Source organism: Amycolatopsis sp. WAC 01416, assembly GCF_003947485.1.
GTDB lineage: Bacteria > Actinomycetota > Actinomycetes > Mycobacteriales > Pseudonocardiaceae > Amycolatopsis.
Genome location: NZ_QHHX01000016.1, coordinates 98,760 through 125,044, shown reverse-complemented (window position 1 = coordinate 125,044; position 26,285 = coordinate 98,760). Strand labels below are relative to the sequence as shown.

Annotated in this window: 27 protein-coding genes; 11 read left to right on the top strand and 16 right to left on the bottom strand. The window is 69.1% G+C overall.

Annotated features, from left to right (window positions below; all coding sequences use genetic code 11):
- Positions 1-6: 6 nt before the first annotated feature.
- On the bottom strand, positions 7-702 hold the full coding sequence (locus DL990_RS39490) for a TetR/AcrR family transcriptional regulator (protein WP_125801726.1): 696 nt from the start codon (positions 700-702) through the stop codon (positions 7-9).
- 58 nt (positions 703-760) lie between these two features.
- On the opposite strand from DL990_RS39490, the gene DL990_RS39485 reads away from it, so the two are divergent.
- From DL990_RS39485 to DL990_RS39450, 8 genes are all read left to right on the top strand, one after another.
- Positions 761-1,558 (top strand): thioesterase family protein, encoded by a 798-nt coding sequence (locus DL990_RS39485; protein WP_125801725.1) that lies wholly within the window; start codon positions 761-763, stop codon positions 1,556-1,558.
- Between the two features lie 78 nt (positions 1,559-1,636).
- Positions 1,637-3,700, top strand: coding sequence for a hypothetical protein (locus DL990_RS39480; RefSeq protein ID WP_125801724.1), 2,064 nt, complete (start codon positions 1,637-1,639; stop codon positions 3,698-3,700).
- Positions 3,701-3,816: 116 nt separating this feature from the next.
- The gene (locus DL990_RS39475) at positions 3,817-5,013 is read left to right on the top strand and encodes a ricin-type beta-trefoil lectin domain protein (RefSeq protein ID WP_125801723.1); all 1,197 of its coding nucleotides are present in this window, start codon (positions 3,817-3,819) and stop codon (positions 5,011-5,013) included.
- Positions 5,014-5,187: 174 nt separating this feature from the next.
- Positions 5,188-5,610 (top strand): DoxX family protein, encoded by a 423-nt coding sequence (locus DL990_RS39470; RefSeq protein WP_125788246.1) that lies wholly within the window; start codon positions 5,188-5,190, stop codon positions 5,608-5,610.
- A 471-nt stretch (positions 5,611-6,081) separates the two neighbouring features.
- Positions 6,082-7,374, top strand: coding sequence for an extracellular solute-binding protein (locus DL990_RS39465; protein ID WP_125789287.1), 1,293 nt, complete (start codon positions 6,082-6,084; stop codon positions 7,372-7,374).
- The gene (locus DL990_RS39460; RefSeq protein WP_125789286.1) at positions 7,371-8,357 is read left to right on the top strand and encodes a carbohydrate ABC transporter permease; all 987 of its coding nucleotides are present in this window, start codon (positions 7,371-7,373) and stop codon (positions 8,355-8,357) included. Before DL990_RS39465 ends, DL990_RS39460 begins: the two co-directional genes overlap by 4 nt.
- Positions 8,354-9,184: a carbohydrate ABC transporter permease gene (locus tag DL990_RS39455; RefSeq protein ID WP_125789285.1), complete on the top strand. Its 831-nt coding sequence runs from the start codon at positions 8,354-8,356 to the stop codon at positions 9,182-9,184. The genes DL990_RS39460 and DL990_RS39455 overlap by 4 nt, the downstream gene beginning before the upstream one ends.
- Before the next feature lie 3 nt (positions 9,185-9,187).
- On the top strand, positions 9,188-10,633 hold the full coding sequence (locus DL990_RS39450; protein WP_125801722.1) for a glycoside hydrolase family 3 protein: 1,446 nt from the start codon (positions 9,188-9,190) through the stop codon (positions 10,631-10,633).
- Positions 10,634-10,852: 219 nt separating this feature from the next.
- On the opposite strand, the gene DL990_RS39445 is transcribed toward DL990_RS39450, so the two are convergent.
- Genes DL990_RS39445 through DL990_RS39430 form a run of 4 tightly spaced genes read right to left on the bottom strand, consistent with a single transcriptional unit; the run spans position 10,853 to position 14,124 of the window.
- On the bottom strand, positions 10,853-11,716 hold the full coding sequence (locus DL990_RS39445) for an NAD(P)-dependent oxidoreductase (protein WP_125789283.1): 864 nt from the start codon (positions 11,714-11,716) through the stop codon (positions 10,853-10,855).
- 38 nt (positions 11,717-11,754) lie between these two features.
- Positions 11,755-12,378 (bottom strand): NADPH-dependent F420 reductase, encoded by a 624-nt coding sequence (locus DL990_RS39440; protein WP_125801721.1) that lies wholly within the window; start codon positions 12,376-12,378, stop codon positions 11,755-11,757.
- A 44-nt stretch (positions 12,379-12,422) separates the two neighbouring features.
- Positions 12,423-13,157: an SDR family NAD(P)-dependent oxidoreductase gene (locus tag DL990_RS39435; RefSeq protein WP_125801720.1), complete on the bottom strand. Its 735-nt coding sequence runs from the start codon at positions 13,155-13,157 to the stop codon at positions 12,423-12,425.
- Between the two features lie 31 nt (positions 13,158-13,188).
- Positions 13,189-14,124 (bottom strand): SDR family oxidoreductase, encoded by a 936-nt coding sequence (locus DL990_RS39430; protein WP_125801719.1) that lies wholly within the window; start codon positions 14,122-14,124, stop codon positions 13,189-13,191.
- 190 nt (positions 14,125-14,314) lie between these two features.
- On the opposite strand from DL990_RS39430, the gene DL990_RS39425 reads away from it, so the two are divergent.
- Entirely contained in the window at positions 14,315-15,208 is an 894-nt protein-coding gene (locus tag DL990_RS39425; protein WP_125789279.1) for a LysR family transcriptional regulator, read from the top strand.
- A 133-nt stretch (positions 15,209-15,341) separates the two neighbouring features.
- On the opposite strand, the gene DL990_RS39420 is transcribed toward DL990_RS39425, so the two are convergent.
- The 3 genes from DL990_RS39420 to DL990_RS39410 form a co-directional block, all read right to left on the bottom strand.
- On the bottom strand, positions 15,342-16,079 hold the full coding sequence (locus tag DL990_RS39420) for a GNAT family N-acetyltransferase (protein ID WP_125789278.1): 738 nt from the start codon (positions 16,077-16,079) through the stop codon (positions 15,342-15,344).
- A 55-nt stretch (positions 16,080-16,134) separates the two neighbouring features.
- The gene (locus DL990_RS39415; protein ID WP_125789277.1) at positions 16,135-17,229 is read right to left on the bottom strand and encodes a glycosyltransferase family 4 protein; all 1,095 of its coding nucleotides are present in this window, start codon (positions 17,227-17,229) and stop codon (positions 16,135-16,137) included.
- Between the two features lie 81 nt (positions 17,230-17,310).
- Positions 17,311-18,099, bottom strand: a complete 789-nt coding sequence (locus tag DL990_RS39410) for an inositol monophosphatase family protein (RefSeq protein WP_125801718.1) — start codon at positions 18,097-18,099, stop codon at positions 17,311-17,313.
- Positions 18,100-18,117: 18 nt separating this feature from the next.
- Between DL990_RS39410 and DL990_RS39405 the strand changes: the two genes are divergently transcribed.
- On the top strand, positions 18,118-18,813 hold the full coding sequence (locus tag DL990_RS39405; RefSeq protein ID WP_125789275.1) for a creatininase family protein: 696 nt from the start codon (positions 18,118-18,120) through the stop codon (positions 18,811-18,813).
- Between the two features lie 5 nt (positions 18,814-18,818).
- Here DL990_RS39405 and ribA read toward each other — a convergent pair whose 3' ends face one another.
- Genes ribA through DL990_RS39380 form a run of 5 tightly spaced genes read right to left on the bottom strand, consistent with a single transcriptional unit; the run spans position 18,819 to position 23,657 of the window.
- Positions 18,819-20,381 (bottom strand): GTP cyclohydrolase II, encoded by a 1,563-nt coding sequence (gene ribA, locus DL990_RS39400; RefSeq protein WP_125801717.1) that lies wholly within the window; start codon positions 20,379-20,381, stop codon positions 18,819-18,821.
- Positions 20,378-21,196: a class I SAM-dependent methyltransferase gene (locus tag DL990_RS39395; RefSeq protein WP_125801716.1), complete on the bottom strand. Its 819-nt coding sequence runs from the start codon at positions 21,194-21,196 to the stop codon at positions 20,378-20,380. Before DL990_RS39395 ends, ribA begins: the two co-directional genes overlap by 4 nt.
- A complete protein-coding gene (locus tag DL990_RS39390; protein ID WP_125789272.1) occupies positions 21,193-22,260 on the bottom strand; it encodes a glycosyltransferase family 4 protein in 1,068 nt (355 codons plus the stop codon). The genes DL990_RS39395 and DL990_RS39390 overlap by 4 nt, the downstream gene beginning before the upstream one ends.
- On the bottom strand, positions 22,257-22,655 hold the full coding sequence (locus DL990_RS39385) for a 6-carboxytetrahydropterin synthase (protein ID WP_125789271.1): 399 nt from the start codon (positions 22,653-22,655) through the stop codon (positions 22,257-22,259). The genes DL990_RS39390 and DL990_RS39385 overlap by 4 nt, the downstream gene beginning before the upstream one ends.
- A gap of 21 nt (positions 22,656-22,676) precedes the next feature.
- Positions 22,677-23,657, bottom strand: coding sequence for a zinc-binding alcohol dehydrogenase (locus tag DL990_RS39380; RefSeq protein ID WP_125789270.1), 981 nt, complete (start codon positions 23,655-23,657; stop codon positions 22,677-22,679).
- A gap of 59 nt (positions 23,658-23,716) precedes the next feature.
- Between DL990_RS39380 and DL990_RS39375 the strand changes: the two genes are divergently transcribed.
- Positions 23,717-24,430, top strand: coding sequence for a CDP-alcohol phosphatidyltransferase family protein (locus DL990_RS39375; RefSeq protein WP_125801715.1), 714 nt, complete (start codon positions 23,717-23,719; stop codon positions 24,428-24,430).
- Here DL990_RS39375 and DL990_RS39370 read toward each other — a convergent pair whose 3' ends face one another.
- The 3 genes from DL990_RS39370 to DL990_RS39360 form a co-directional block, all read right to left on the bottom strand.
- Positions 24,431-24,793, bottom strand: a complete 363-nt coding sequence (locus DL990_RS39370; RefSeq protein WP_125789268.1) for a tautomerase family protein — start codon at positions 24,791-24,793, stop codon at positions 24,431-24,433.
- A 1-nt stretch (position 24,794) separates the two neighbouring features.
- On the bottom strand, positions 24,795-25,358 hold the full coding sequence (locus tag DL990_RS39365; RefSeq protein WP_199746787.1) for a TetR/AcrR family transcriptional regulator: 564 nt from the start codon (positions 25,356-25,358) through the stop codon (positions 24,795-24,797).
- 256 nt (positions 25,359-25,614) lie between these two features.
- Complete coding sequence (locus DL990_RS39360; protein ID WP_125801714.1) at positions 25,615-26,196, bottom strand: hypothetical protein; 582 nt, start codon at positions 26,194-26,196, stop codon at positions 25,615-25,617.
- Between the last annotated feature and the right edge of the window lie 89 nt (positions 26,197-26,285).

The window sequence follows — 26,285 nt, the reverse complement described above, 5'->3', positions numbered from 1 at the left end:
AGGAGCCTATCCAGTCCGATGCCGCGATGTCGCCCAGCCCGCCGCCAGTTCGTCCAGGTCATCCGCCATTACGGCACTCGGCGGAATGGCGTCGCGCGGGACGCGGCAGGCGAGCGCCGTGCCGAGTCCGGCCATCCGGATGACGGTGTCGATCAGCGCTTCCGGCTCTTCCGGCCAGTCGAATCCCGGCTGCGCGATCAGCAGGCTCACGCAGCCGTGCATCGCCGACCAGAGACCCATCGCGAGGACTTCCGGTTCGCCGCGGAGGATCCCGGCCCGCACGCAGGCGGCGGTCGCGTCGGCGAGATACCGGAAACACGCGACCGCGCCGGGGGACGAGCCGCCGGAGGGGCGCATCAGGAGCACCCGGTACTGCACCGGATGGTCGAGGGCGAACCGGGCGTACACCCGTGCGCACCGGCTGAGCGCGCGCATGGGATCGGCCACCTCGGCGGCGTGATCGCGCATCCGGTGCCCGAGTTCGTCCCACACCCGGAGGCAGACCGCTTCGAGCAAGGCGTCGCGGCTCGGGAAGTGCGCGTAGACCGACGGCGTGGAAACGCCGGTCCGGCGTGCGACGGCGCGCAGTGTGAGCGCCTCGTCGGTCCCCGCCTCGCCGAGCCGGCCGACGGCGGCGGACAGGATCTCGCCCCGCAGCTTCTCCCCTTCGCCCGGCCGCGCCTTCGTCCGCTTCGCGCCCATGCCGTGATGCTGCCAGCTTTGACTTGACACCGTCAACTTGACGGTGTCACCTTTGGGTATGGCGCACTTCCAGACCGCGACCGCCCTGCTCCGCCGGGGCGAAGACCCGGTGTTCGACACCGAACTCGATCCACGGTGGACGATCGGGGCGAAGCTGCACGGCGGCTACCTGCTCGCCGTACTCGCCAAGGCCGCCGCCGAGGTCTCCTCGCATCCGCATCTGACCGCGATCAGCGGCTCGTTCTCGGTGGCACCCGAGCCCGGTCCGGCGGTCGTCGAAGTCGAGGTGCTGCGCGAAGGCCGCGGCCTCACCCAACTGCGCGCGCGGCTGAGCCAGCACGGCGCGCCCTGCACCGAGGCCCTGATCACCCAGGGCGTCCTGACCGACGGCGACGCGTGGTGGTCCGGCGTGGACCCGGTCGAGATCCCGCCGGAGCAGGATTGCCTGCCCGTGCCCGCCGACGGCGGTGGCGGGTTCCGCATCGGCCTGATGGACGTCGTCGAGCAGCGGATCGACCCGGCCTCGGCGGGCTTCGCGGTGGGACAGCCGTCCCGGAAAGGCGTCATCTCGTCCTGGCTGCGGCTCGCCGACGGCACCGACTGGGATCCGGTGAGCCTGCTCGTGGCGCTCGACCCGGTGCCGCCGATCTCCTACGACCTCGGCATCGCGGGCTGGGCGCCGACCGTCCAGTTCACCGCGTACCTGCGCGGGCTCCCGGCACCCGGCCCGGTGCGGGTGCGGATGCGCGCGGGTGAGATCGGCGGCGACCGGATGGACGAAGTCGCGGAGCTTTGGGACGAAAAGAACAGGTTGATCGGGCAGGCGACCCAAATCGCCGCCGTTCGCGTCCCCTGAACCACCCGAAAGCAGGACCATGACGCGACGCCGGGAGTTAAGATCCGGCGTCGACGTCATTGTTCTGGGGGCAGAACCATGGAAGTGGAACCACGCCGCGCGGGCGAGAATGACTCCGACGGCTCCAACCCCGACGGAGCCGAGGTCACCCGGCTCTGCCGGACCCTGGTGCCGCTGGCGGCAGCAGGCAAATACGCCGAAGCCGCGTCGACCTATCGGTGGGTGACCAGGGCCTCGTCCGGGGCGCCGCTCCGCTACGGCGACCACGCCCTGCGGCTGGAGTTCTGCGCCCTCACCGGCAACGAGCACCTCGGTCTCGATCTTCTGTCGCTTTTGGACGGTGTCGGCGATCATTCGGACGCCGTCGGCAGGCTCGAATTCTTCGCATCGGCGGCCTTGCTCACCCGCCGGTTGACGGAAACCGGATACGGCGAGATCCGGTTCGTTCTCAACGGCCCGTACGACGGCCTTTCCCTGAGCAGGCTGAACGTGCGGATGCGGGCGGCGGCGTTCGTCGAAGCGGAGGAACTCGACGGACGCGAGCACACCGGGTACTTCACCGCGCACGCCGAAGCGAAGATGGCCGCGAAACCGGTCGCGGAATTCGTCCCGCTCCTGCCTTCCGCGCTCCCCCGGGTCCCGATCGTGCCCCCGCCGGACCTGTCCGCGGAGGAACTCGTCGTCCGGGCGGAGATCCACAACCATCGGTGCGAACCGGAAGAGGCGCGAGCCTGTCTCGCCGCGATCGAGGACGTCCTGGACGAGCTCGTCCCGCGGCTGACCGAACTGCGCGCCATCTTCTTCCAGGGCGACGACACCGAGGAAAGACTGCGCGAGGCAGCCGCCGGATTCCGGCGACAGGGCGACGAGAACCGGTTTCTGCTCAACCAATGCTGGCTCGGCCTGTGGCTCGTCTTCGACGATCAGGCCGAGACCGGGGTCGCGCTGACGACGGTGGCCGCGGCGCGGTTGCGCGCGGGGCGGGACGATCACGCCGCCTGCTGGGGCGAATACTGGCTGGCGCACGTCCTTTCCGGACAGGGCCGCACCGCCGAGGCGTACGAGGCCTTGCGACGGGGAGCCGAGCGGGCTCGTGAAACGGGCGATCCCTTGCTCCACGGCACCCTTCTGTGCCTTGAAGCGTCGTTGCGGAACGGTGACGGCGAGGATCCGGTGAGCACACTGGAACTCGCGCGGGCGGCGACGGACGCCTTCATCGTCGGGAACGTCGGAGAAAAAGCCGTCGAAGCCGTCGAGCAGGCCCGGATCGCTTATGAGCGAACGGGATCGCTCGACGAGCTTGACGTCTTCGTGGAGCACCTGCTCGCGACACTGCCCGTCGGCGGCCCGGAACGGTTGCGCGGACATCTCCGCCACCTCCGTGCGCTGTCCCTGATCGGCACCGGCCGATTCACCGAAGCCGTCGACGACGCGTACGCGGCCCTCGGTGCCGCCGCGTCGAAAGGCAAGGACACCGCCGAACACTGGTACGTCCTCGTCTCCGCACTGCACGGCGCCGGGCGCTTCGACGAGGTCCTCGACGTCGCGCCCCGCGCCATTTCGCTGCTCGCCGGGTCACCGGACTGGGACCACCGCTGCCGGTGGATGTACGCCGACACCTACCGCGCGCTCGGCGAATCTTCCCGTGCCTTCAACGAATACGCCGTCCTCGCCGAAATCCTCGAGGCCTCGGGCGACACCGGACACTCCTACATCTCGGTGAGCATGGCCGCCGCCGAACAACTGGACCTGCTCGGCTACGGCGCGAACGCCGCCGACTTCTACGCACGGGCGGCCGACGCGGCGGTGGCGATCGGCGGCGGCTACGTGGCAGCCACCTGCCGTAACGCGGCGACGCTTTCCCGGCTGCGGTCCGGCGACCTCGACGCGGCGCTGACCGCGCTCGACGTCGCGGAAAACGCCGTCCATGCCGTGAAAACCGAGACCGCGCCCGCCAGGGACCATCTCATCGCGCAGCTCGACCACGTCGCCGCCCACGTGCTCAGCGCCGCGGGCCGGATCCGGGAAGCCGCCCGCCGCGCGCTGCGCGCCGCCGAAACGTTCCACCGGATAGGCGAAGCGGAGTCCGCCCGCGACGTCGACCTGTTGCTCGAACAGATACTCCTCGGTGACCAAAAATGACTCGTGTCCTGTTCTGTCAGTGACACGCTCACCGTTCGGCGCTTATGATTCCTGCTGGTCCAGACCTCTTTGCTGCATCCGGATGCCTCACCCCTGCGAGGTAAAGGCGGTTCGGCATGACCAGAAGATTCTCCAGACTCGTGGCCGTCGCCGCGTTGGCGCTCGGCGTCGTCTCCTTACCCGCTCCCATGGCCGCGGCGGCAGAAGCCTCGGCGGTCTGTGACGGCGATGGCGTCAGCGGAAAACGCGTTCAGGCGCTTTATGTCCGCGGAAACACGCAAACGGATCGATACGGGCAGTTCGTCGGCCAATTCCAGACCTTCACGAGCCAGATCGACGACATCTTCGTCGAAGCCGCGGCCCGGCTCGGCGGTGGCGTCCGGCACGTCCGGTACGTGCACGACGCGAGCTGCCGGGCGACCGTCGCGAACGTCGTCATCGCGCAGTCCTCGATGGGAGGCGTGGACACGATCACCAACGCCATCAAGGCACAGGGTTACAACCGCGCCGACCGCAAGTACATCGTCTGGTACGACGCGGGCGGCTGCGGGCTCGCGTTCGGCAACGGCGGCAACGACAGTCCCGGCGCGAGCAACCCGTACAACGGCGGCCCGCATTACGCCACCGTCGGCACGGGATGCTGGAGCTGGCAGGCCACCGGGCACGAACTCCTGCACAACCTCGGCGCCGTCCAAGGAAGCGCTCCGCACGGCACCCCGTACGGCCATTGCTGGGACGACGAAGACATCATGTGTTACGACGACGGCGGCCTCCCGCCGGGCGGCCTGGTGAAGGTCTGCCCCGGCGCGCCGGAGAACCAGATCGACTGCCTCGGCGACGACTACTTCCACACCAACCCCGCGCCCGGCAGCTATCTCGCCACACACTGGAACGTGGCCAACAGCGAATACCTGATCCGCGGCGGCTCGCCGTATCCGGCCGGGCGGATCACCGGCGTGACCGGCAAATGCGTCGACGTCGACCATTCGCAGATCGCGAACGGCACGGCGGTGCGGCTGTGGACCTGTAACGGCACCCCCGCGCAGACGTGGGCCGCGCAGAACGGAACTTTGCGCGCCCTCGGGAAATGCCTCGACGTCGCCAACAGCGGGACGGCGGACGGGACCAGGGTGCAGCTGTGGGACTGCAACAAGACCGGGGCGCAGACCTGGCAGCGACAAGGTTCGACGCTGGTCAACCCGCAGTCCGGTAAATGCCTCGACGTCGAGGGCGGTGGCACCGGCGAGGGCACGCGGCTGGTGATCCGGACCTGCGACGGCGCGGCCGGCCAGTCCTGGCAGGTACCCGCCTGATTCGCAATTAGTCATCTGAATGCGGTTCGGCGCCGGGTTGGTCCGTGAAGGACTCCTTGAGGGACTCTGGGTCCCTCAAGGAGTCCTTCACGGACTCGGAACACTCGACCATCGCAATTGGTCATCTGAATGCGGGGCTTGCGGGTCGCCGTGCCCCGGAGAAAGATCCCCGGCATGTCCGGAGGAACCAGCGGTACCCGCGGCCTGCCCCTCGGCTCGATAGTGCTGTGGGTCGTGCGCGTCGCGCTCGCGGCCGAGTTCCTCTACAGCGGCTACCTGCTGTTCGCGGGCGGCCACACCGAGCAGACCTTCGCCGAGATCGGACTCGGGCAGTGGCTCCGGTACGTCACCGGTGTGCTCGAGGTCGGCGGCGCGATCGGCCTGCTCATCCCCCGCTTCGGCGGGCCGGCGGCGTTGCTGCTGGCGGGCGTCATGCTGGGCGCGAGCGTCACGGAGCTGTTCATCCTCGCCAACGGCGGCCCGGTCCTCCCGCTGATCCTGCTGATCGTCTCCGCGACGCTGGCGTGGTTCCTGCAAGATCAGACCCGCGCGCTCCTCGGCATCGAGCCGCCCGCCGAGGACGAGGACGACCGCTAGGGCGTGTTTCATAAGCCAAGTTCGCGGTCTTCGCGCCCAGGCGGCCCCTGACGGCACGGGCGGATGCGGCCGAGTACGACCCGGTACGAGGCCGATCCGCCCGCACCGCCAGGAACCACCTGGATCACGAAGCCCATCGAACCGACTTATGAAACACGCCCTAGCCCTCCTCGGCGAACGCACGGCCGTCTTCCTCCGAACGTCGCAATGACCTCCCGCCGAATGCACCGATCACCGGGACGGTCAACGAAAAACCGCATGTCAGCGCGCCTCGCGAGCACTTGACGACGCCACCGAAATCCGGCCATCAGCGTGATCATGCGCTCACTCAAGGTGAAAGATTGCGGCTCGTTTACAACGAACCGGCCACCTGCTTGACAGTCGGAGTGGTACGTACCACGCTGCCCGCATTGGTCTACACCATTTTGTGGGAGCCCGGCATCGTGGTCGGGCATCGAAAGGACGGCACGAGTGAAGCGCTGGCTCAAGATGACTGCGGGCGCCGCGGCCATCACCCTCGCGACGGCGGGCTGCGCCGGTTCCGGCAGTGGCGACAGCACGAATTCGAGCGCTCCGGCCTCGAACGGCACGCTCACGGTCTGGCTCATGACCGGGACCGCCCCCGAATCTCTGACGAACTCGCTCCACAAGGAATTCGAAGACGCGCACCCCGGCGTCAAGATCAAGTACGAGATCCAGCAGTGGAACGGCATCCAGCAGAAACTGACCACCTCGCTGGCCAGTGACAACCCGCCGGACGTGATCGAGCTGGGCAACACCCAGACGCCCGCGTTCGCCAACCAGAACGTGCTCGCCGACCTGAGCTCGAGTGTCGCCGACTTCAACGGCGGCCAGTGGCTCCAGGGCCTCAAGGCTTCGGGCGAGTACGACGGCAAGACCTACGGCGTCCCGTTCTACGCGGCCAACCGTGAGGTCATCTACCGCAAGGACATGTTCGAGCAGGCCGGTATCACCGCGACGCCGAAGACGCGCGCGGAGTGGCTCGACGCGGTCACCAAGCTCAAGGCCAAGTTCGGCAGCGACCCCGAGTTCCAGGCCGTCTACCACCCCGGCCAGAACTGGTACGAGCTGCTGTCCTACATCTGGGACGAGGGCGGCGACATCGCGCAGGCCAACGGGAAGTCCTTCAAGTCCACCCTGGACACCCCGCAGGCCAAGGCCGGGCTCGAGTTCTACAAGCAGCTCACCGACGCTTCGGGTACCAAGGCGCCGAAGGACGCCGACGAGGCCACCCCGCAGCAGGCCGGTATCTACGGCGCGGGCAAGGTCGCGATGATGATCGGTGTGCCGGGCGAGGTCGACACCGCGGCCAAGACCGACCCGTCGATCAAGGAGAAGTCGGGCGCGTTCCCGATCCCGGGCAAGGCCGCCGACAAGTCGGCCCCGGTCTTCCTCGGCGGTTCGAACCTGGTCATCCCGGCCAACAGCAAGAACGCGGCCGCGGCCAAGGACTACATCAAGCTGTTCTCCACCCCGAAGTACCAGACCGAGCTGGCCAAGGCCGGTTACGTCCCCGGTACCTCGACCGACGTGTCCGCGCTCGACGCGAACCCGCTCACCAAGGTCATGGCCGAGGCGTCCAAGAACGGCCGCGCCGTGCCGACCAGCCCCAAGTGGGGTGACGTCGAATCGGGCCAGAACCCGATCAAGGACATGCTGACCGCATACCTGACCGGAACGAAATCGCTCGACCAGGCGACCGCCGACGCCAACGCAGCGCTCGACAAGCTCATCGGCGGATGACCACTACCAAAGATGTGACGACGCCGGCGGGGTCCTCCCCGCCGGCTTCGCCGCGCATCAAGCCGCCGAAGTCCAATCGGCGCCTCCGTCTCGGCGAACGGACGGCGCCGTATCTGCTGATCCTCCCCGCGCTGGTCGCGATCCTGGTCCTGCTGGGCTGGCCGACACTGCAGCTGATCGGGATCAGTTTCCGCAAGCTCGACCTCCGTGAGCTGGTCTCCGGAGAGATGGTCTGGGTCGGGTTCGAGAACTTCTCCGAGATCCTTTCCGACCCCGAATTCTGGGAGATCACCGTCCGCACGCTGGTGTTCACCGCCGCGGTCGTGATCACCACCCTGCTGCTCGCGCTGTTCATGGCGCTGCTGATGCGGCATCTCAACCCGGTCGTCCGGGTGGTCCTGCAGGTCGCGCTGATCCTCGCGTGGGCGACCCCGGTACTCGCGACGACCACGGTCTTCCAGTGGATCTTCGATCAGCAGTACGGGATCCTGAACAAGACGCTCGCGAAACTCGGCTTCGACGGGTTCATCGGGCATTCCTGGTTCTCCACCGGGCCGAGCACGCTGACCGTCATCGGTCTGCTGGTCGTCTGGCAGGCCGTGCCGTTCGTGGCGTTCACCCTGTACGCCGGGCTTCTCGGCGTCCCGAAGGAGCAGTACGAGGCCGCGGGCATCGACGGCGCGAACGCCTGGCAGGCGTTCTGGGCGGTCAGCTGGCCCGCGATCCGGCCGATCCTGACCATGGTCACGTTCCTGTCGGTCCTGTGGGACTTCAAGCTGTTCGCCCAGGTGTGGGCGATCCGCCAGGGCGGGCCGGACGGTGCCAGCACGACACTGCCGGTCTACATGTACCTCAAGGGCCTCGCGGGCAACCACTTCGGCCTGGCGGCGACCGCGGCCCTGCTGATGATGCTCGTGCTGATCCTGCTCACCGCCCGGTACGTCCAGCTGCTGGTGCGCACGAAGGAGGCCGACCTGTCATGAAGAAGTCCCTGATCCAGCGGATCGGCCTCGGCACGTTCGGGGTGATCGTGGCCCTCCTGTTCGTCTTCCCGACCTACTGGATGGTCACGTCCTCGCTGAAGACGCCGGGCCAGGTCCTGTCACCGGATTACGACCTGATCCCGTCCTCGGTGACGTTCGAAAACTTCGTCACGGCGCTGACGAAACCCGGGTTCACCACCTATCTCGCCAACAGCCTGATCGTCACGATCGGCGCGGTGCTGTGCTCGCTCGTCGCGGGCGTACTGGCCGCGGTCACCTTGTCCCGGATGCGCTTCCGCGGGCGTAAGGGTTTCCTGATGCTGGTGCTGGTCGCCCAGCTCGCACCGTTCGAGGCGCTGCTGATCCCGATGTACCTGCTGATGCGGGACGCCGGGTTGCTCAACCAGCTGCCTTCGCTGCTGCTGGTGTACTTCGCGGCGACGCTGCCCTTCACGTGCTGGATGCTCTACGGCTTCGTCAACGGCATCCCGTACGACCTGGAAGAGGCCGCGATGATCGACGGTTGCAGCCGGGCGGGCGCGTTCCGCCGGGTGACGCTACCGCTGCTCGCACCGGGACTGGTGACCACGTCGGTGTTCAGCTTTATCACCGCGTGGAACGAGTTCCTGTTCGCGTTCGTGTTCATGCGCGACCAGAGCAAGCAGACGCTACCGGTGTGGCTTTCGTCGTTCCGGACGGCGTTTTCCGTGGACTGGGGCGGCATCATGGCGGCGTCGGTGATCTACGCCGTGCCCGCGCTGGTGTTCTTCATCCTCGTCCAGCGCAAGCTCGTGTCCAACCTGACCGCAGGCGCAGTGAAGGGATAAGTGTTGTCTTCACCGAAAAAGTTGGCCGGATCCGTTCTCGTGTCGGGCTTCGATGGCACGACCGCACCGGATTGGCTGCGGCGCAAGGTGGCCGACGGCCTCGGCGGCGCGATCCTGTTCGGCCGCAACGTGGTCGACGACGAGCAGGTGGCCGCGCTCAGCGCGCAGCTGCGGGCGGAACGGCCCGACGTGCTCATCGGCATCGACGAGGAAGGCGGTGACGTCACCCGGCTCGACGTCGCCACCGGCTCGTTCGTCCCGGGACCGCTCGCACTCGGCGCCGCGGACGACGTCGAGCTGACGGCGTCGGTCGCCGCGGCGCTCGCCGAGCGGCTGGCCGCCTGCGGGGTCACGATCAACTTCGCCCCGTGCGCGGATCTGACCCTGGCGGCGGAGGATCCTTCCATCGGAGTCCGGGCGTTCGGTTCGGATCCGGTGAAGACGTCGCCGCACGTCGCGGCGTACATCACCGGCCTGCAGAAGTACGGCGTCGCCGCGTCGGCCAAACATTTCCCCGGGCACGGGGCGGCCACCGACGATTCCCATCACGCGCTGCCGGTGCTGCCCCGGACCGAGGCGGAGCTGCACGAGATCGAACTCGTCCCGTTCAAGGCCGCGATCGCGGCCGGCGTGCGCTCGGTGATGACCGGGCACCTCGTCGTGCCCGCGTGGGGTGAACTGCCCGCGACGCTCAACCCGAAGGCGCTCACAGACGTCCTGCGCGGCGAACTCGGCTTCACCGGCGCGGTGATCACCGACGCGCTCGACATGGGTGCCGTCGCGGGTGAACTCGGCAAGACCGAGGGCGTCGGCCGGGCGGCGGTGCGGGCGCTGATCGCCGGCGCCGACGCGCTCTGCCTGGGTGGTGTGTCATTCGAAGAGGACGAGCTGAACCAGATCGCGGCGGTCATCGCCGCCGCGGTCGAGGCCGGTGAGCTGCCGCTGGAGCGGCTGGCCGAGGCTTCGGAGCGCGTCGCCGCACTCGGCGCTCCCCCGGTGTCGACGCCGATCTCGCCGGTCGACCACCGGCTCGGCCTGGAGGCGGCGCGCAAGGCGCTGCGGATCCAGGGTTCGCCGAAGCTCGCCGGGCCGCCGCTGGTGATCGACATCGAGACCGAGCCGATCATCGCGGCGGGCCCGATGCCGTGGGGGCTCGGCTCGCATCTGACCGAGCTCGTGCCAGGCACGCGCGCGCTCAAGGTCACCGGGAACGAGATCGCGACCGCGATCGACGCCGTCCACGGCGCCCGCGACCTCGTCGTGGTGACGCGCGAGGCGCACCGGCACCCCGAGGTCCGCGAGTTCCTCGGCTGGCTCCGGGAGGCAGGCGTGGACTACATCCGGGTCGAGACCGGCGTGCCGGGACCGGACACCGGCGACGGGCCGCGGATCGACACGTTCAGCGGGTCCTACGTCAGCCTTCGCGCCGCCGCGGAGTACCTGGCCTGACCCAGCCCCCTGACGCAATTCGGCACCTGGTTGCGGTACTTGCACGCGCAAGGACCGCAAGCAGGTGCCGAATTGCGTTATTCGGTTGCGGGTGCCGGAACCGGAGTGTCGTAGTCGCCGAAGATCGGGTGTCCAGTCGTGAGTGTTATGTGTCGTTCTAACGACCCGAAACACTCACGACCCCCGGCACCGACCACGCCACGGTTGCCTGACGGATCACTAGTCCTCTGAACGCGGTGCTTCGAGTGCCTTGACGACAGCCACCATGTCCTCTTCGCCGAAACCGAGCCGTGCGGCCTCGGCGTAGAGGACGCGGGACGCCTCGATCAGCGGCAACGTGAGGCCCGCTTCCCCTGCCGCCGCCGCGATCAGCTCGACATTGGCCAGGACGTTCGTGATCGAGGCCTGCGGCGAGAAGTCCTCCTCGACCAGTTTGGGCGCCTTGACCCGCAGGATCGGGCTGGCCAGCTGCCCGGCGCCGAGGACACCGGCGAGCAGGCCGAGGTCGAGCCCGTGCGTCCGCGCGAAGTGAACGGTCTCGGCCAGACTGGTCACGACCGCGGTCAGGTGCACGTTGACCGCCAGCTTCATCAGGAGCCCATTGGGGACCGGCCCGCACTCCACGGTTTCCCGGCACAACGGCCCGAACAGCTCCCGGATCTCCTCGATCGCGGCAGGATCACCCGCGAGCATGGCGACCAGTTCACCCGCCTCCGCCGGAACCCGTGAGCCGGAAACCGGTGCCTCCACGTACTTCGCCCCGGCCGCGAGGAGCTCGGACTCGAGCACACGGGAATGCTCCGGCGCCGTCGTTCCCATGTGGACGATCGTCCGGCCCGCCAGCGCCGACCGCCCGCGCTCGAGCACCGCGTCGACGGCGGCCGCGTCCTTCAGCATCAGGATCACGACTTCGCACCGCTCGAAGAGCTCCGCCGCGTCCCCGGCGACCTCGGCCCCCGGCACCGCGGTCCGGCCAGGCGTGCGATTCCACACGAGCAACGGGATTCCGGCCCGCGCCAGGTTCACTGCCATCGGTCCGCCCATGCTGCCCAGCCCGGCGAAACCGACTCTGGAGATGCCCATGCGACTTACTTTGCCCGATGGCGGGCGGCGCCAGGGGCTCAGCCGGTGAATTCGTCGACGCCGAGGGCGAAGTCCCAGTGGCCGACCCCGTTGCGGGCGAGGCCCATCGTGACCACACCCATTCCTTCCAGCCAGTGCGCCATCTTCAAACCGCCGACGTCCAGCGGCCGCAGCCCGAGGCTCTCGATGAACGCCGCCACGCCCGCCTTGGCCCGCGCGTCGTCGCCGGCGATGAAAACGTCGGGCCTGCCCTTCTCCAGGACATTTCGGAAGACGGTGTTGAACGCCTTCACCACGTTCGCGCCCGCCGGGGCCACCTTGGCGGCTTCCTGCGCGATCGAGGTCTCCTCGCGGTGGGCCAGTCCGTCGGACGTGGCGTTGAAGGGGTTGCTGATGTCGACGATGACCTTGTCCGCGAGGGCGTCTCCGTACTCGGCGACGACCGGAACGACACCGTCGGCCAACAGCGCCGTGATGACGATGTCCCCGGCCGGGGCAGCGCCCCACTCGCCCGCCGTCGCGCCGCCGCCCAGAGCCTTGGCCAGGTCATCGGCCTTGGCCTGATCCCGTCCCATGACCTCGACGGTGTTGCCGCCCGCGACCGCGAGCGTGCCGATGGCCCGGGCCATGTTCCCCGTACCGATGAGGGTGATGCCGCTCATGAGATGTGCTCTCTTCCTGTTCTCGAGGTTTACTGGTGCGCGGTTCAGACGGCGGTGGTGCCGCCGTCGGCGACCAGTTCCAGGCCGTTGACGTAGCTGGAGTCGTCGGAGGCGAGGAACAGGGCGACGGTGGCGATTTCTTCGGGACGGCCCATCTTTCCGCGGGGAATGAGGGATTCGAACGCGTCCTTGGTCGCCTCGTCGAACAGTTCTTCCTGTTTGGCGGTGGCGACCTGGCCGGGGGTCAGGACGTTCACCCGGATCTTGCGGTCGCGCAGTTCGTTGAGCCAGACACGGGCCCAGGCCTGCTGGACGGCTTTGCTTCCCGCGTAGAGGCTCCAGCCGGGGAAGGCACCGAGGGAGGCGTTGGATCCGGTCATGAAGATCGAGCCGTTGTCGTTGATCAGCGGCAGTGCCTTCTGCACGGTGAACAGGGTGCCGCGCGCGTTGAGCGAGAAGGCGCGGTGGAACTGTTCCTCGGTGATCTCGCCGAGAACGGCGGGTTCACCCATCCCGGCGCTGGCCCACAGCACGTCGATCGAGCCCTTTTCCCGTTTGACGGTGTCGTACAAGCGGTCCAGGTCGTCCAGATCGGCCGCGTCACCCTGAACGGCGGTGACGTTGCGGCCGATCAGCTCGACGGCGTCGTCCAGCGCTTCCTGCCGCCGGGCCTGGATGAAGACGTGCGCTCCTTCCTCGACGAACAGTTCGGCGCCCGCCAAGGCCATGCCGGTGGATCCGCCGGTGATCACCGCTACCTTGCCATCGAGCTTTCCCACGGTCACTCCTTTGAATTAATAGGTAAATGCGTCAGCAGGCGGAGAAGTAATGGCCGTTGTCCAAATCGGCGAGCAGGCCGGGCTGTGCGGGTTCCCAGCCGAGGGTCCGGCGGGTGGTGAGACTGGACGCCGGGTAGTTCTGGGTGACCATGTTCGCGAGGAAACCGAAATATCCCGGCACCATCAGTACGTCCGCGGGAACGCTCACGGCAGGCAGGCCAAGACGGCTGCCGATGGCCTCCGCGATCTCGCGGAGCGGGATGCCGCCGTCCGCGATCGCGTGCCAGTATTCACCGGCCTGCCCTTTCTCCAGTGCCAGGCGGAACAGAGCGGCGGCATCGCGGATGTGCACGGCGTTCCACAGGTTCGCGCCGTCTCCGGGGTAGCCGACGAAGCCCTTCTCCTTCGCGAGCGCGATCAGCTGCACGAGGAAGCCGGCGCGATCGGTCGTACTGTGCGCGATGGTGGCGATCCGCACGATCGAAGACCGCACTCCCCGCTCGGCGAGGCCGACCACCGCGGTTTCCACGACGTTACGAACCCGCAGCGTGCCCTGGTACTCATCGCCGCCGGGAAGGGCCGGGTCCTCCTCTGTGACCGGTCGGCCCAGGTTCCCTGGCGAGCCGATGCTTCCCGCCGCGACCAGCGGTTTTCCGGTTCCGGCGAGTGCCTCCCCGTACGCGAGCATGATCGGGAGCTCCGCGGCGGCCACGGCGTCGATCCCGCCGGACGGAAGCAGGTCTTGCCGGTGCGCGACGTGGATGACGCCGTCGGAATCCGCGGCTGCCTCCTTGAGCCCGTCGAGATCCTCGAGGTCGCCGCGCCGCACCTTCGCGCCGAGCGCGGACACCGCCGCCGCGGCGGTGTCCGACCGGGCCAGACCGGTGACCTCGTGCCCGGCGGCGATGAGCTCGGGAATGATGTACGAACCGGCATGGCCGGTCCCGCCAGTGACGAAAACGCGCATTGGTGTGCCTGCTTTCTGGAGCTGAAAAGAACGCGATGGACGGCACTGGATTCCTTATTCCGAATTCTCGTGTCGAATTCGTTCTCGGCCCATCCGTTACTTATTCAGGTTGCCATTGACCCGAGTGGGTGTCCAAGACCGCTTTCGGTCGTGGTGATACCCTGAAGGCATCACCAGCCCGGGAGGCGCCGTGGATCTGGACCTGCGCAAACTGCGCTACTTCCTCGCCGTCGCCGACCGGTTGCACTTCGGCCGCGCCGCCGAGGAACTGCATATCGCCCAACCGGCGCTCAGCCGCCAGATCCGCGCGCTGGAACAGGATCTCGGTGCCCCGCTGTTCACCAGGGATCGCCACGGCGTGGCGCTGACCGACGCGGGCAGGCAACTGGTGACCGACGCCGGTCCGCTGCTCGCCTCCGCACACGCGGTTCGCCGCCGGGTGACCGTGGCGGCCCGCGGCGGCCTGCGGCTGGCGGTCGGCTTCCGGACGGGCATCCCGGTCATCCCGGCGGCACGGGCGTTCGAGGCCAGGCATCCGGACGTGGTTCTGGACGTGCAGCGGATCGAATGGGACGACCAGGCCCCGATGCTGCTCGACGGCCGCATCGATGTCGGCTTCGTGCGGCTGCCCATCGACGAGACCGGACTGCGCGTGACCCCGCTGTACACCGAGCCGCTCATGGTGGCGCTGCCCGCCGACCACCGGTTGGCAGGCAAGGAAGAGGTCACCGAGGCCGACCTGGCCGGTGAGCCGCTGGTCTGGCACGCCGGCCCGAGCACACAGCCCACCAGGCGCCCGCACCCCGACTCCGGGCTCCGGGCGCGCGGCGTGGAGGAGAAGCTCGAACACGTCGCGGCCGGCCGGGGCATCTCGTTCGTGGGACGTTCGGAGACCGTGTTCTACTCACGGCCCGACATCAGCTACGTTCCCATCCCGGAACTCGCACCCGAACAGGTGTGCCTCGCGATGGCGGCATCGCGCACCTCTCCGCTGACCGACGACTTCTTCGCCGCGGCGCAGGCGACGGCCGAGATCACGGCGGAATGCGGGAACTACGATTCGGGTGCGGCCGTCTCGGAGTGAGGCCTGTTTCGTGGCACGAACTTCGTGCGGGCGTCGTAGCTGTCGACCGGAGAGCGCGCAGCCCATACGCCAGGTTGCCTTACCCCTCACCAGAACCGTCCTGGCCACTCACGACCAACCGCACCGGCCGGGCTCAGAAGGGGTGCTCCATCCACACGTTCGCCTCCACGTACACCCCGCGGTCCCGCTCGACGTTCGCGTGCACCGGCGCGATCCCGCCGGGGATCACGTTGTCGCCGTCCGCGAGTTTGACGCCGGTCCACTCGTGCCAGTCCGCGATCGAACCCGAAATGGTCACGGCGAACGGGCACACCTTGATCATCCTCGCGCCGAGCCGTTCGTGGGTGCGCAGCCAGCGGTCGGCGAACAGGCCGTCCTCGCGGCGCCGGACGGCGTATTCCTCCATCGGTACGTCCGGTTCGTCCTCCTTGCCGATCGGGCGCACGGACACGATCAGCCGTTTCAGCCCCGTCTCGGCCGCGCGCGCCTTGAGCGCCTTCAGCATCGGCGTGGACAGGCCGGTCCCGCGCATTCGCGGCGCCACAACGACTTCGAGTGCGCACAGGGTGTCCGGCGCGCGGCCGTCCATGAGGTCCTGCGCGGCCCACTGGATCGCCTCGTCCCAGCCGTGTGCCGGCAACTCGTGGCGGTCTTCGGCGGGATAGGTCAGCGGGACGGACAGCGCCCGCGCGATCGGTTCACCGTCGTCGTCCAGCGCGATGAGGAAGTACCGGGCCCAGTGGCGCAGAAACCGTTCCGGCGTGATCATCTTGCCGCTGAACCCGGCGTAGATGAACTCACCGCCGACGTCGCCGAGGTTCAGCGCGGGATCGAGGAGATCGGGACGGGACGCAAGATCGACGATTCGCATGCCGCCAAGTCAACCGAGCCGATCATCTCCCCCGATAGCTGCTTCCGGGCGATGATCAAGCCAGCTGACGCGGCGTGGTCTGCAACCGGGACAGGACGTCGGTGAGCCTGCCCGCCGCGACGTCCCATTCCTCGAGGACGCTGCTCCGCGCGAGCGCCGACGTCCGCAGCGAATGGCGCAGTTCGGCGTCGAGCGACCAGCGCAGCAACGCCGTCGCGAGCGCCGACGGGTTGTTCGGCGGCACCAGCATGCCGGGGACCCCGCCACCGGGCGCCGTGCCGAGCGCGTCGTGCGCGCCGGCGGTTTCGGTGGCCACCACGGGGATCCCGCGTGCCAGTGCCTCGGCGACGACCAGTCCGGAGGTGCCGCCGCGAGCGGGCAGCACGAGCAGATCGGCGCCGTCGTAGACCAGGTCGAGATCGTCCGGCGGCCGGATGAGGCTGATCCGGGAGCCGAGCCCGAGCCGCTCGACCGTCCAGCGCAGTTCGTCGACGTAGGCGGGATCGTGGTGCGTCGCCCCGGCGAACACGCATTTGAACGCCAGTTCGTCGATGGTCGAGAGCGCCCGGATGAGCACGTCCTGGCCGTGGCGCGCGGTCATGGGCGCGAGACACAGCAGCCGGGAGACGCCGTCCGCGCCCGCGGCGAGCGGGGCCGCGTCGGTTCCGGGTGTCGCGACGTAGACGCGGGTCGGGTCGAGGTCGTGCCGGTCGATCAGCTGCCGCGCGAGCCACGGCCCGGTGGCTACGATCATGCCTGCCAGCCGCAGGGTCTCCCGTTCGCACGCGTCGAGTTCGGCGGCCTGCGCGGGGTCGAGCGCGGGATCGTCTGCAAGCAGCCGGTGGACCAGGACGGCCAGCCGCAGCCGCCGGGCGTGCGGCACCACGATCTCCGGGACCCCGCAGGCGACCGTGCCGTCGATCAGGACGACGGTGTCGTCGGGCAACGCGGCGAGCGAACGGGCCAATCTCGACCTGGACAGCGGCCCCGGCATCGGCCATTCGCCGGCGATCGGCAGTTCCAGCAGCGGGAGGCCGGTGGCCGGGAGGTTCTGGCACATGCGGCGGTCGTATTCGCCGCCGGCATCCTCGACGTCCCCCGGCAGGACGAACACCACCGGCTCCGTGCCACGAACGGTTGAGGTGTACACGGTTTACCTCCAGATGCGGGCGCCTTATCAGGAGACACGGCTGCGGCGCCCGATCGGTTCACCATTCGCGGCGCGAAGTTTTCACCCGTTCACCCGCGCGATCGCGGCCACGAGGTCGTCACGCAGTCCGGCGCCGACCGCGATGGTGGCCGCCGAGCGCACCGTGTGATCACCGCCGTCCGCGTCGACCACCACTCCCCCGGCCTCGCGTACCAGCAGGACACCCGCCATGGTGTCCCACGGTTGGTTGGCGAGGATGACGCTCGCGTCGAGTTTGCCGTGCGCGACCCAGGCGAGGTCGATCGCCGCGGAGCCGAGGAACCGGACGCGCTGCACGCGGCCACCGAGTTCGGCCAGCAACGCCATCCGGACGCGATTCTTGACCTCCGCGCCCTCGCCGACCGCGAAGTGGCCGATCGACACGATCGCGTCGGAAAGCTCCGTCGCCTTCGAGGCCGTGAGACGTTCTTCGCCCGCGTACGCGCCCTGGCCTTCGGCAGCGGTGTAGGTGACATCGAGGAACGGCAAGGAGATCGCCGCGACAGTGCTCTTCAACCCGTCGACGAGGCCGAGCGAAACACCGCACAGCGGGATCCCGCGCGCGAAGTTCGCCGTGCCGTCGACCGGGTCGAGCGCCCACCACAGGTTCTCGTCGCCTTGGTGCCCTCGCTCCTCGCCGAGAATGCCGATCTCCGGGGTCTCCCGTGTCAGGAAGTCACGGACGGCGTCCTCGACGGCCAGGTCGACGTCGGTCACCATGTCGCGATCACCTTTGGCGGCAACGGAAAACGACGTCATCGAGCGGATGATGCCGGTCGCCTTGGCGACGGCTTCGGCGGCGACGGACAACAATGCGGCATGGTCGGTCATATGGGTACCGTAGCCGGAATGGACCTGTTCCCGACCGCCACGACGGCCGACGAAAGCGCGCGAGGCGCCGACGTCGCGGTGCTGCCGATCGGCGCTTTCGAACAGCACGGCGCACACCTCCCGCTGACCACCGACACGGTGATCGCGACGACGATCGCCGACGCCGTCGCGGCCGCGTACCCGGTGCTGCGGCTCCCGCCGATCACGATCGGCTGCTCGCACGAACACGCGGACTGGCCGGGCACGGTCAGCGTTTCGGCCACGACGCTGTACGCCGTGGTGAACGACGTCGCCGCCTCGCTGCGCCGGTCCGGGGTGCCGAAACTGGTGCTGGTGAACGCGCACGGTGGCAACTATGTCCTGTCCAACGTGGTACAGGAGTCGACGTCGCCGATGGCGCTCTTCCCCGGTGTCGAGGGCTGGCAGGCGGCGCACGACGCGGCCGGGCTGGAGACGTCGCTGGACAGCGACATGCACGCCGGGGAGCTGGAAACCTCCCTTCTGCTGCACGCCCATCCGTCACTGGTCCGGCCCGGTTTCGCGGAGGCGGACCACCTCGCCGACGACAGGCGGCACCTGCTCACGGTAGGACTGCGGCCGTATTCGGAGTCCGGCGTGGTGGGGCGGCCTTCGCTGGCGACGGCGGAGAAGGGACGGCTAGTGCTGGAATCCCTGGTGGACAGCTTCGGGGAGACCCTGGCCGCGCTGGGCTGAATCCCTCAGGAGCCCACCGACTCGATCGCGTCCAGATGCGGCAGGAAGTGGTGCATCCGTTCCTGTTTCGTCCGCAGGTAGCGCAGGTTCTCGTCGTTCGGCGTGACCAGCAGCGGCACCCGCTCGCTGATCACGACCCCGTGCAGTTCGAGCTGGTCGACCTTCGCCGGGTTGTTGGACAGCAGCCGCACCGATGTCACCCCGAGATCGGTCAGGATCTCCGCCGCCGCACGGTAATCGCGCGCGTCCACGGGCAGCCCGAGCGCGATGTTCGCCTCGACGGTGTCGAGCCCGTCTTCCTGCAACCGCATCGCTTTCAGCTTCGCGAGCAGGCCGATTCCGCGTCCTTCGTGTCCCTGGGCGTACACGAGGATTCCGGCGCCTTCCTCGACGATCGCGCGCAGTGCGGCGGCCAGCTGGTCGCCGCATTCGCAGTGCATCGAGCTGAACACGTCTCCGGTGAGACATTCCGAATGGACCCGCGCCAGCGTGCCGGAGGCCGCGACGTCGCCGTGCACCAGCGCCATCTGCTCGGCGCCGTCGGCGTCCAGATAACCGTATGCGCGGAAAACGCCGTAACGGGTGGGCAGTCGGGTCTCCACGACCCTCTCGACGGTCATCGCGTTTCTCCTGTCTGTTCGGTGACTCATGACCGAGCGCGCGAGCAGAACGCCCGCACCGGGAAGGCTGGAGACGAGCGCGAGCACGCCGTAGACCACGGCCACGGTGACGCCCTGCGCCGAACCGAGGCCCGCCGCGCCGAACAGCAGCGCGCAAACGCCTTCGCGCGGGCCCCAGCCGCCGATGTTCAGCGGCAGTCCCATCGCGAGCAGGGCGAGGATCATCAGCGGCAGCAGATCACCGATCGGGGCGGTGACCCCGGCCGCGCGCGCGGCGACGACGAACAGGGCGAGATGCCCGGCAAGGGTGGCGAGCGAAAGCAGGCTCACGCCGGGCCAGGTCTCCTTGGTCAGGAGGCCCAGCCGGACGTCGGCGAGGGTGACGGCGAATCCGCGGCGCCATTTCGATCCACTGTGGATCCACCGCTTTCCCGCCGTCATCCCGGTGGCGACGGCCGCGAAGGCGAGCGCGACGACCACGATCCCGGCGACCGTGACGGCCCCGTCGATCGGCGGCGGCACCACAGAAGGCGTGCCGAGCACGACGGCGACCGAAGCGCCGATCACCGCGATCTGCCCGGCCGTCCGCTCCAGCACCACCGCGCGGACGCCGCGCGGGACGTCGCCGGACTCGCGGCCGTGCTGCACGGCGCGGTTGACGTCGCCGAGCACTCCGGCAGGCAGGACTCCGTTGAGGAACAACGCGCGGTAGTACTCGCCGACGGCGTTCGGGAGCGATAACCGGAGACTGAGCCGTCGCGCGACAAGGCACCACCGCCAAGCGCTGAAGACCGTGGTGGCGAAACCGATCCCGAGCGCGGCGGCGACACCGCCCGCGTCGACCTCGCGCAGCCCGTCCAGGAACGCGCCCGTGCCCAGCTGCCAGACGAGCACGCCGAGGATGCCGAGCGCGCCGAGGATCCGAAGCCAGGGCCAGAACCGTTTCACGACGGCACCATCAGGAGATCTTCGTGCTGGATCATCGCGTTCAGCTCACCGGCCGCGCATTGCGCGAGCCGCCACCGCAAGTACGTGTCACCATCCGCCGCCAGCTCCGGCCGCTGTTCGCGGGCGGCGCCGACCCAGCCGGTGAGCCATTCCGCGGTCAGCGCGGCCTGATCCGCCCCGAGCCGCCACGGGCTCGGCGCGCGCCGCACGGTGGCGCCGAGCCGTTCGAAGACCCCGAAGGCGACGTCCACCGCGTCCGGGCCGAGCAGCCACCGGCCGTCGGTCACCCGGCGCTGGTGCGCGTTGAAGGCGTCGGAGATCTCGATGTCGAACTTGTCCTTGGGCGACAGCACCACCCGGCCCGAAACGCTCAAGGTGAACAGGACCGCGCAGCCCGCCTCGACGCATGCCTCCGCCAACCGGGACATCTCTTCGGCGGTGAGCAGGTCGAGCAGCGCCGACGCCGCCACGAGCGACGTCCCGGCGAGGTCTTCCGCGCGTAACTCGGTGATGTCACGCTGTTCGGTGACGACGGTGACTTCGCTTCCGTCCACCGCGTGCTCCGGACGGCTGGTGCGGGCCAGCGCGTGGGTGAGCAGTTCGGGGTCGCGGTCGTGCAGGATCCAGTGCTGGCGGCCGGGCAGCCGCCTGGCCAGCCAGCGACCGAGCGAACCGGTGCCGCAGCCGAGATCCCGGATGACCACCTCGTCCTGTTCGCGCAAGAACGCCCGGACCGGCTCGATCAACTCGGTCGCGCGGGCCGAGGCGTCCGCGTCTTCACGCAGCTGAAGCCAGCTGGGGGCGTACTTGGTCATGCCGCCGTCCTTTCGTTCAGCAGCACGGCGGCGACGCCGCGGGCCGTCTCGTCCCAGCCGGGCAGCGTCTCGCGGCGAAGGCGGGCGGAGGCGCGAAGACGGTCTCGCAGATCGGGCTCGGTGAGCCAGCGGCGGAGGGCCGTGGCCAGCGCGTTGACGTCCTCGCCGGGGACGAGCATCCCGGGCACACTGCCGTCGGGCGACCGGCCGAGCGTGTCCGGCAGGGCGTCGACGGCGGTCGCCAGCACGGGAACGCCGTGCGCGAGCGCCTCGGTGACGACCATGCCGTAGGTCTCGGCGCGCGAAGGAAGCACGAGAAGGTCTGCGGCCGCGTACGTCGCTTCGAGCGCTTCGCCGGACCGCGGGCCGGTCAGGGTGAACCGATCGCCGAGGGAGTGTCGCCGCAGGCGTTCGACGTAGCGGGTCTCGCGGCGGATGGCGCCGACACATTCACAGTTCCACGGGAGATCCTTGAGCGACTTCAACGCGTCCGCGAGCAGGCCTTGGCCCTTGCGCGGCGTCACGTTGGCGACGCAGACCAGTCGCGTCCCGTCCAGGCTCCCGGACGCGACGTCGGCCCTGTCGACCCCGGGCGGCACCGCGTGCACCCGGTGCGGAGCGAGGTCGTGGTGCTCGATCAGCCGCCGCGCCGCCCATTCGCTGGTCGCGACCACGGCCTCGACCGCGCCGAGTGTCTCGGCCTCCAGCCTGTCCAGCTCGGCGGCGAGCGAAGGCGAAAGCCCGGTCTCGTCGGCCAGCGGCAGATGCACCAGCACCGCGATCGACAGCCGCTGCGCCGACGGCACGATCACCTCGGGCACCCCGCAGGCGACCAGGCCGTCGAGCAGGACCGCCGAACCGTCCGGCAGTTCGGCGAGCTTGCGCGCCAGTACCGTGCGCGCCTCGGTGCCGGGCCGCGGCCAGTTCCCGTGCACGGCGATCTCGTGGACCTCCACCCCCGCCGCGACGAGGCCGTCGCACAGGCGGCGGTCGTAGACGTTGCCGCCACTGGGCGCGCTCACGTCGTCGATGTCGTTGGGCAGGACGACGTGAAGGCCACTCACAGCGCACGCTCGTAACTCGCCCACGCGACGTGGGATTCGTGCAGTGAGACGACGAGCCCCTCGAGCCCGCGGGCGCCCTCGCCGAGCGCGCCCGCGTGGACGCGCTCGGCGAGCCGGTCGGCGACGACCTTGGCGAGGAACTCGGTCGAGGTGTTGATCCCGGCGAATTCGGGCACGTCGTCGAGGTTGCGGTAGTTCAGGTCGGCGAGCACCGCTTTGAGCTCTTCGGTCGCCTTGCCGATGTCGACGACGATGTTGTCGGCGTCCAGCTCGGACCGGCGGAACGTCGCGTCCACCACGAAGGTGGCGCCGTGCAGTTTCTGCGCGGGTCCGAAGACCTCGCCGCGGAAGCTGTGGGCCACCATGACGTGGTCGCGGACGGTGATACTGAACAACGGACCTCCCAGATCGTGCCCTTAGCGCGTGTCCTCCACCTGATAGGTGACACGGAGACAGAGCGCTCCCGGTTCATTCGCGGCCAGACGCGGCAGAACGTCCGGTAGTTCATGGAACCGGCATTCCTCGCTGACCAGCACCTTAAAGACGGGGTCCGACAAAATCCGCAAAGCGAGGGCCAGGCGGTCGCCGTAGCTCCGGTTCAGGCGGCGGGACGGCGAGACCATGCCGACCTGGCTGCTGCGGATCGCCAGCCGTCGTGAATGGAAGTTCTCGCCGAGCGGGACGCTGATCCGGCGGTCGCCGTACCAGCTCAGTTCGATGACCTCGCCCTCCGGCGCGAGCAGTTCCAGCGACCGCGCGAGCCCCGCCTCGCTCGCGCTGGCGTGCACGACGAGGTCGCAGTCACCCAGCGCGTCCTCCGGTGTCGAGAAGTCGACTCCGAGTGCTTCGGCGATCTTCGCGCGCTCCGAGTCGATGTCGATCAGCTGCACCCTGGTCGCCGGGAAGCCGGCCAGGAGTTTCGCGACGCTGCTGCCGACCATGCCGGCGCCGACCACGGCGATCCGGTCGCCGAGTTTCGGCGCCGCGTCCCAGACGGCGTTGACCGCTGTCTCGATCGTGCCCGCGAGGATCGCGCGCTCCGGCGGCACCCCGCGCGGCACCGGCGTGACCGCGGCCGCCGGGACGACATAGCGCGTCTGGTGCGGGTACAGGCAGAAGACGACCTGACCGACAAGTTCCGCCGGACCTTGTTCGACCACGCCGACGTTGAGGTACCCGTACTTCACGGGCCCCGGGAAGTCGCCCTCCTGGAACGGCGCGCGCATGGCCGCGCGTTGACTCGGCGGGACCTCGCCGCGGAAGACGAGCGTCTCGGTGCCGCGGCTCACGCCCGTGCACAGGGTGCGGACCAGCACCTCGCCGTCGCCGACCGGAGGGAGCGTGACCGACCTGAGCTCACCGTCACCGGAACCACTGAACCAGAAGGCGCGTTCCATCGTGTCCTCTCATGTCGGCCCCTTCGAGGGGGCCATCGTCACCATAACGAGGAGGCCTCGTGATCAACCCCGGAATTTTCCTGGGGGTCCTCGTCCAGCTGGCGCTGCTGGGGACGCTGGACGCCGTCGCCGGGCTGGGCACGCTGGGCTGGCTCGCCGGCACGGCGTACGGCCTCGCGGTGGGCGGATTCCTGACCTACGGCCTGAACCGGAGCACCGCGCGCTCCCTCGGCCCCGCCGACGCCGTGACCCTGGCACGCTCCGGTCTGGTCGGCTGCGTGACCGCGCTCGTCGTCGACACCGCCGGCCGGGAGATCGTCACGATCGTCGTCCTCGCGTCGGTCGCGCTCGCCCTGGACGCCGTCGACGGCCAGGTCGCACGCCGCACCGGGACGGCGTCACCGCTCGGCGCGCGGTTCGACATGGAGGTCGACGCGTATCTGATCCTGATCCTGAGCGTGGTCGTCGCGCAGTCGCTGGGCCCGTGGGTGCTCACGATCGGCGGGATGCGCTACCTCTTCGTCGCCGCGAGCAGGCTGTGGCCATGGCTGAACTCGCCGCTGCCACCGAGCTTGGCGCGCAAGACGGTCGCGGCGGTGCAGGGCATCGCGCTGGTCGCGGTGGCTTCGACGGTCCTGCCGTTCTGGGCCGGTTTCGTGGTCACGCTGGGCGCGCTGGGGTTGCTGACGTGGTCGTTCGGGCGCGACACGTGGTGGCTGCTGGAGCAGCACGCCTTCGGTTCCGCTCGGCGCGTGACGGCCGACGCCGCGTGATCACGCGTACTGCGCTTCGCCGTTCCCGATCGACCAGTTGACCGGATCGGTCTCGGTGATCATCACCAGCACGTTCCGCGGCTCGGTGCCCGAGTACTCCTCGGCGAGCTCCGCGATCCGCCGGTACAGCGCCTTCTTCTGCTCGTCGGTGCGCCCGTACCGCATGGTGATCGTGACGAACACGACCCCATCGTCGCGGTGGATCCCCAGGTAGTCGTCGTATTTCAGGGTGCTCCGGCCGTTGAGGACCTGGAAGCGGTCGTCGGCAGGGATGCCGAGCGTCTCGACCATCGCGTCGTGGACGGCGTTGCCGAGGGCTTCGAGCTTGTCGGTCCCGATGGCGTCGATACGGACGAAGGGCATGTCAGTTCTCCTTGGTGGCGAGCAGGCCGAGGGCGCCGTCGACGGCTTTCGCGAACACGTCCGGTGAGCCCGCGGCGCGGGCGAGGATGTAGCCGCCCTGCAACACCGCGACCAGCGCGGTCGCCGTGGCGAGCGGGTCGAGCGCCTGGTCGAGTTCGCCGGCCGCGCGCCCCTCGTCGAGCAGCCCGGCGAGACGGCCGGTGAGCCAGCCGAAGAACTCCTCGACCGGCTTGCGCAGATCCGCGTCGGCCATCACGTCGGGATCCTGGGCGAGCCTGCCGACCGGGCACCCCTTGAGCACGTCGCGCTCGCGGCGCAGGTAGACGGTGATGCGCTCGACGACCGGGCCGGGCCCGGAGAACTCGGCCTCCGCCCTGGCCCGCAGGTCCTCGGCGCTGCGGGCGATCGCGGCGAGCGCGAGGTCGGACTTGCCCTGGAAGTGGTGGTACATGCTGCCCTGGCCGGCGCCGGACCGCTCCTGGATCGCCTTCGGGCTGGTGCCGACGTAACCGCGCTCCCACAGAAGCTCGCGAGTGCTCTCGATAAGCCGTTCCCTCTTGTCCACCTCCTGACCGTACATACCAGTAGGTACAGAGACAAGGCGACGCGGCGGGAGCAAGGGACCTTTGCTATCACTTTCGCGAGGACCCGCAGGTCAGCGGCCACTTTTCGCAGTTCGTCGACTAATTGCGCCTTCCCCAGTACATGAAGGCCTCCTTGAGGGACCCTGGGTCCCTCAAGGAGGCCTTCACGGACAGCCAGGTCGCCACATGTGCCCCAACAACCTCACGATTCACACCCAAGGCGCATGAAGGCGAGCCTCAAGAACGCGAGCCCTGCCCGAACCGCTCCCACTCCCGGTCCCACGCCGCCGACCGCGCCCGGTTCAGCAGCTGCCGCGCGAGCAGGTACCCGGCCGCCAGCAGCGTCACCGCGATCAGCCACACCCCGACCCCGACGCCGATCCCCGTACTGGTCGCGTCGAGCGGCATCACCGGCGGATCGACCACGGCGTCGGACTCGTCGAGCCACACCGTCACCGCGTCGCCTGTCGAAGCGCCGAGGTCGGCGGTCACGCTTGCCTCTCGGAAGGTGCCGTCCGGCAACGCCCAGCGAGCCGCGACCGAAGCCGTCTCGGCGGACGGGATCCCATCGAGGCCGACGCGTGCCGACGGAGCGTCTTCGAGCAGGAACGCGGTCGTCGAATGACGCATGGCCGTTTCGAGAGCCGAGCGCGCCATCATGGTCGCGTAGGCCTCCGAGCCTGCCGCGGCGGCCAGCGGCACACCGAGCAGCGCGGTCACCACGCCGCCGACGAGGATCGCCGCCTCGATCCGGTCCCAGCCGCGTGCGAGCGGATTCCGGCCGAGGTGGATCCGGCGCCACAGGAAGATCAGCGACACGACGGCCTCCTTCACCGGTCCCCCACCGACAAGGGTGCGCCGGGAAGAGCCGGAGCAACAGGAGGCTTTGGTCCCGTCAGCGGCGAGGA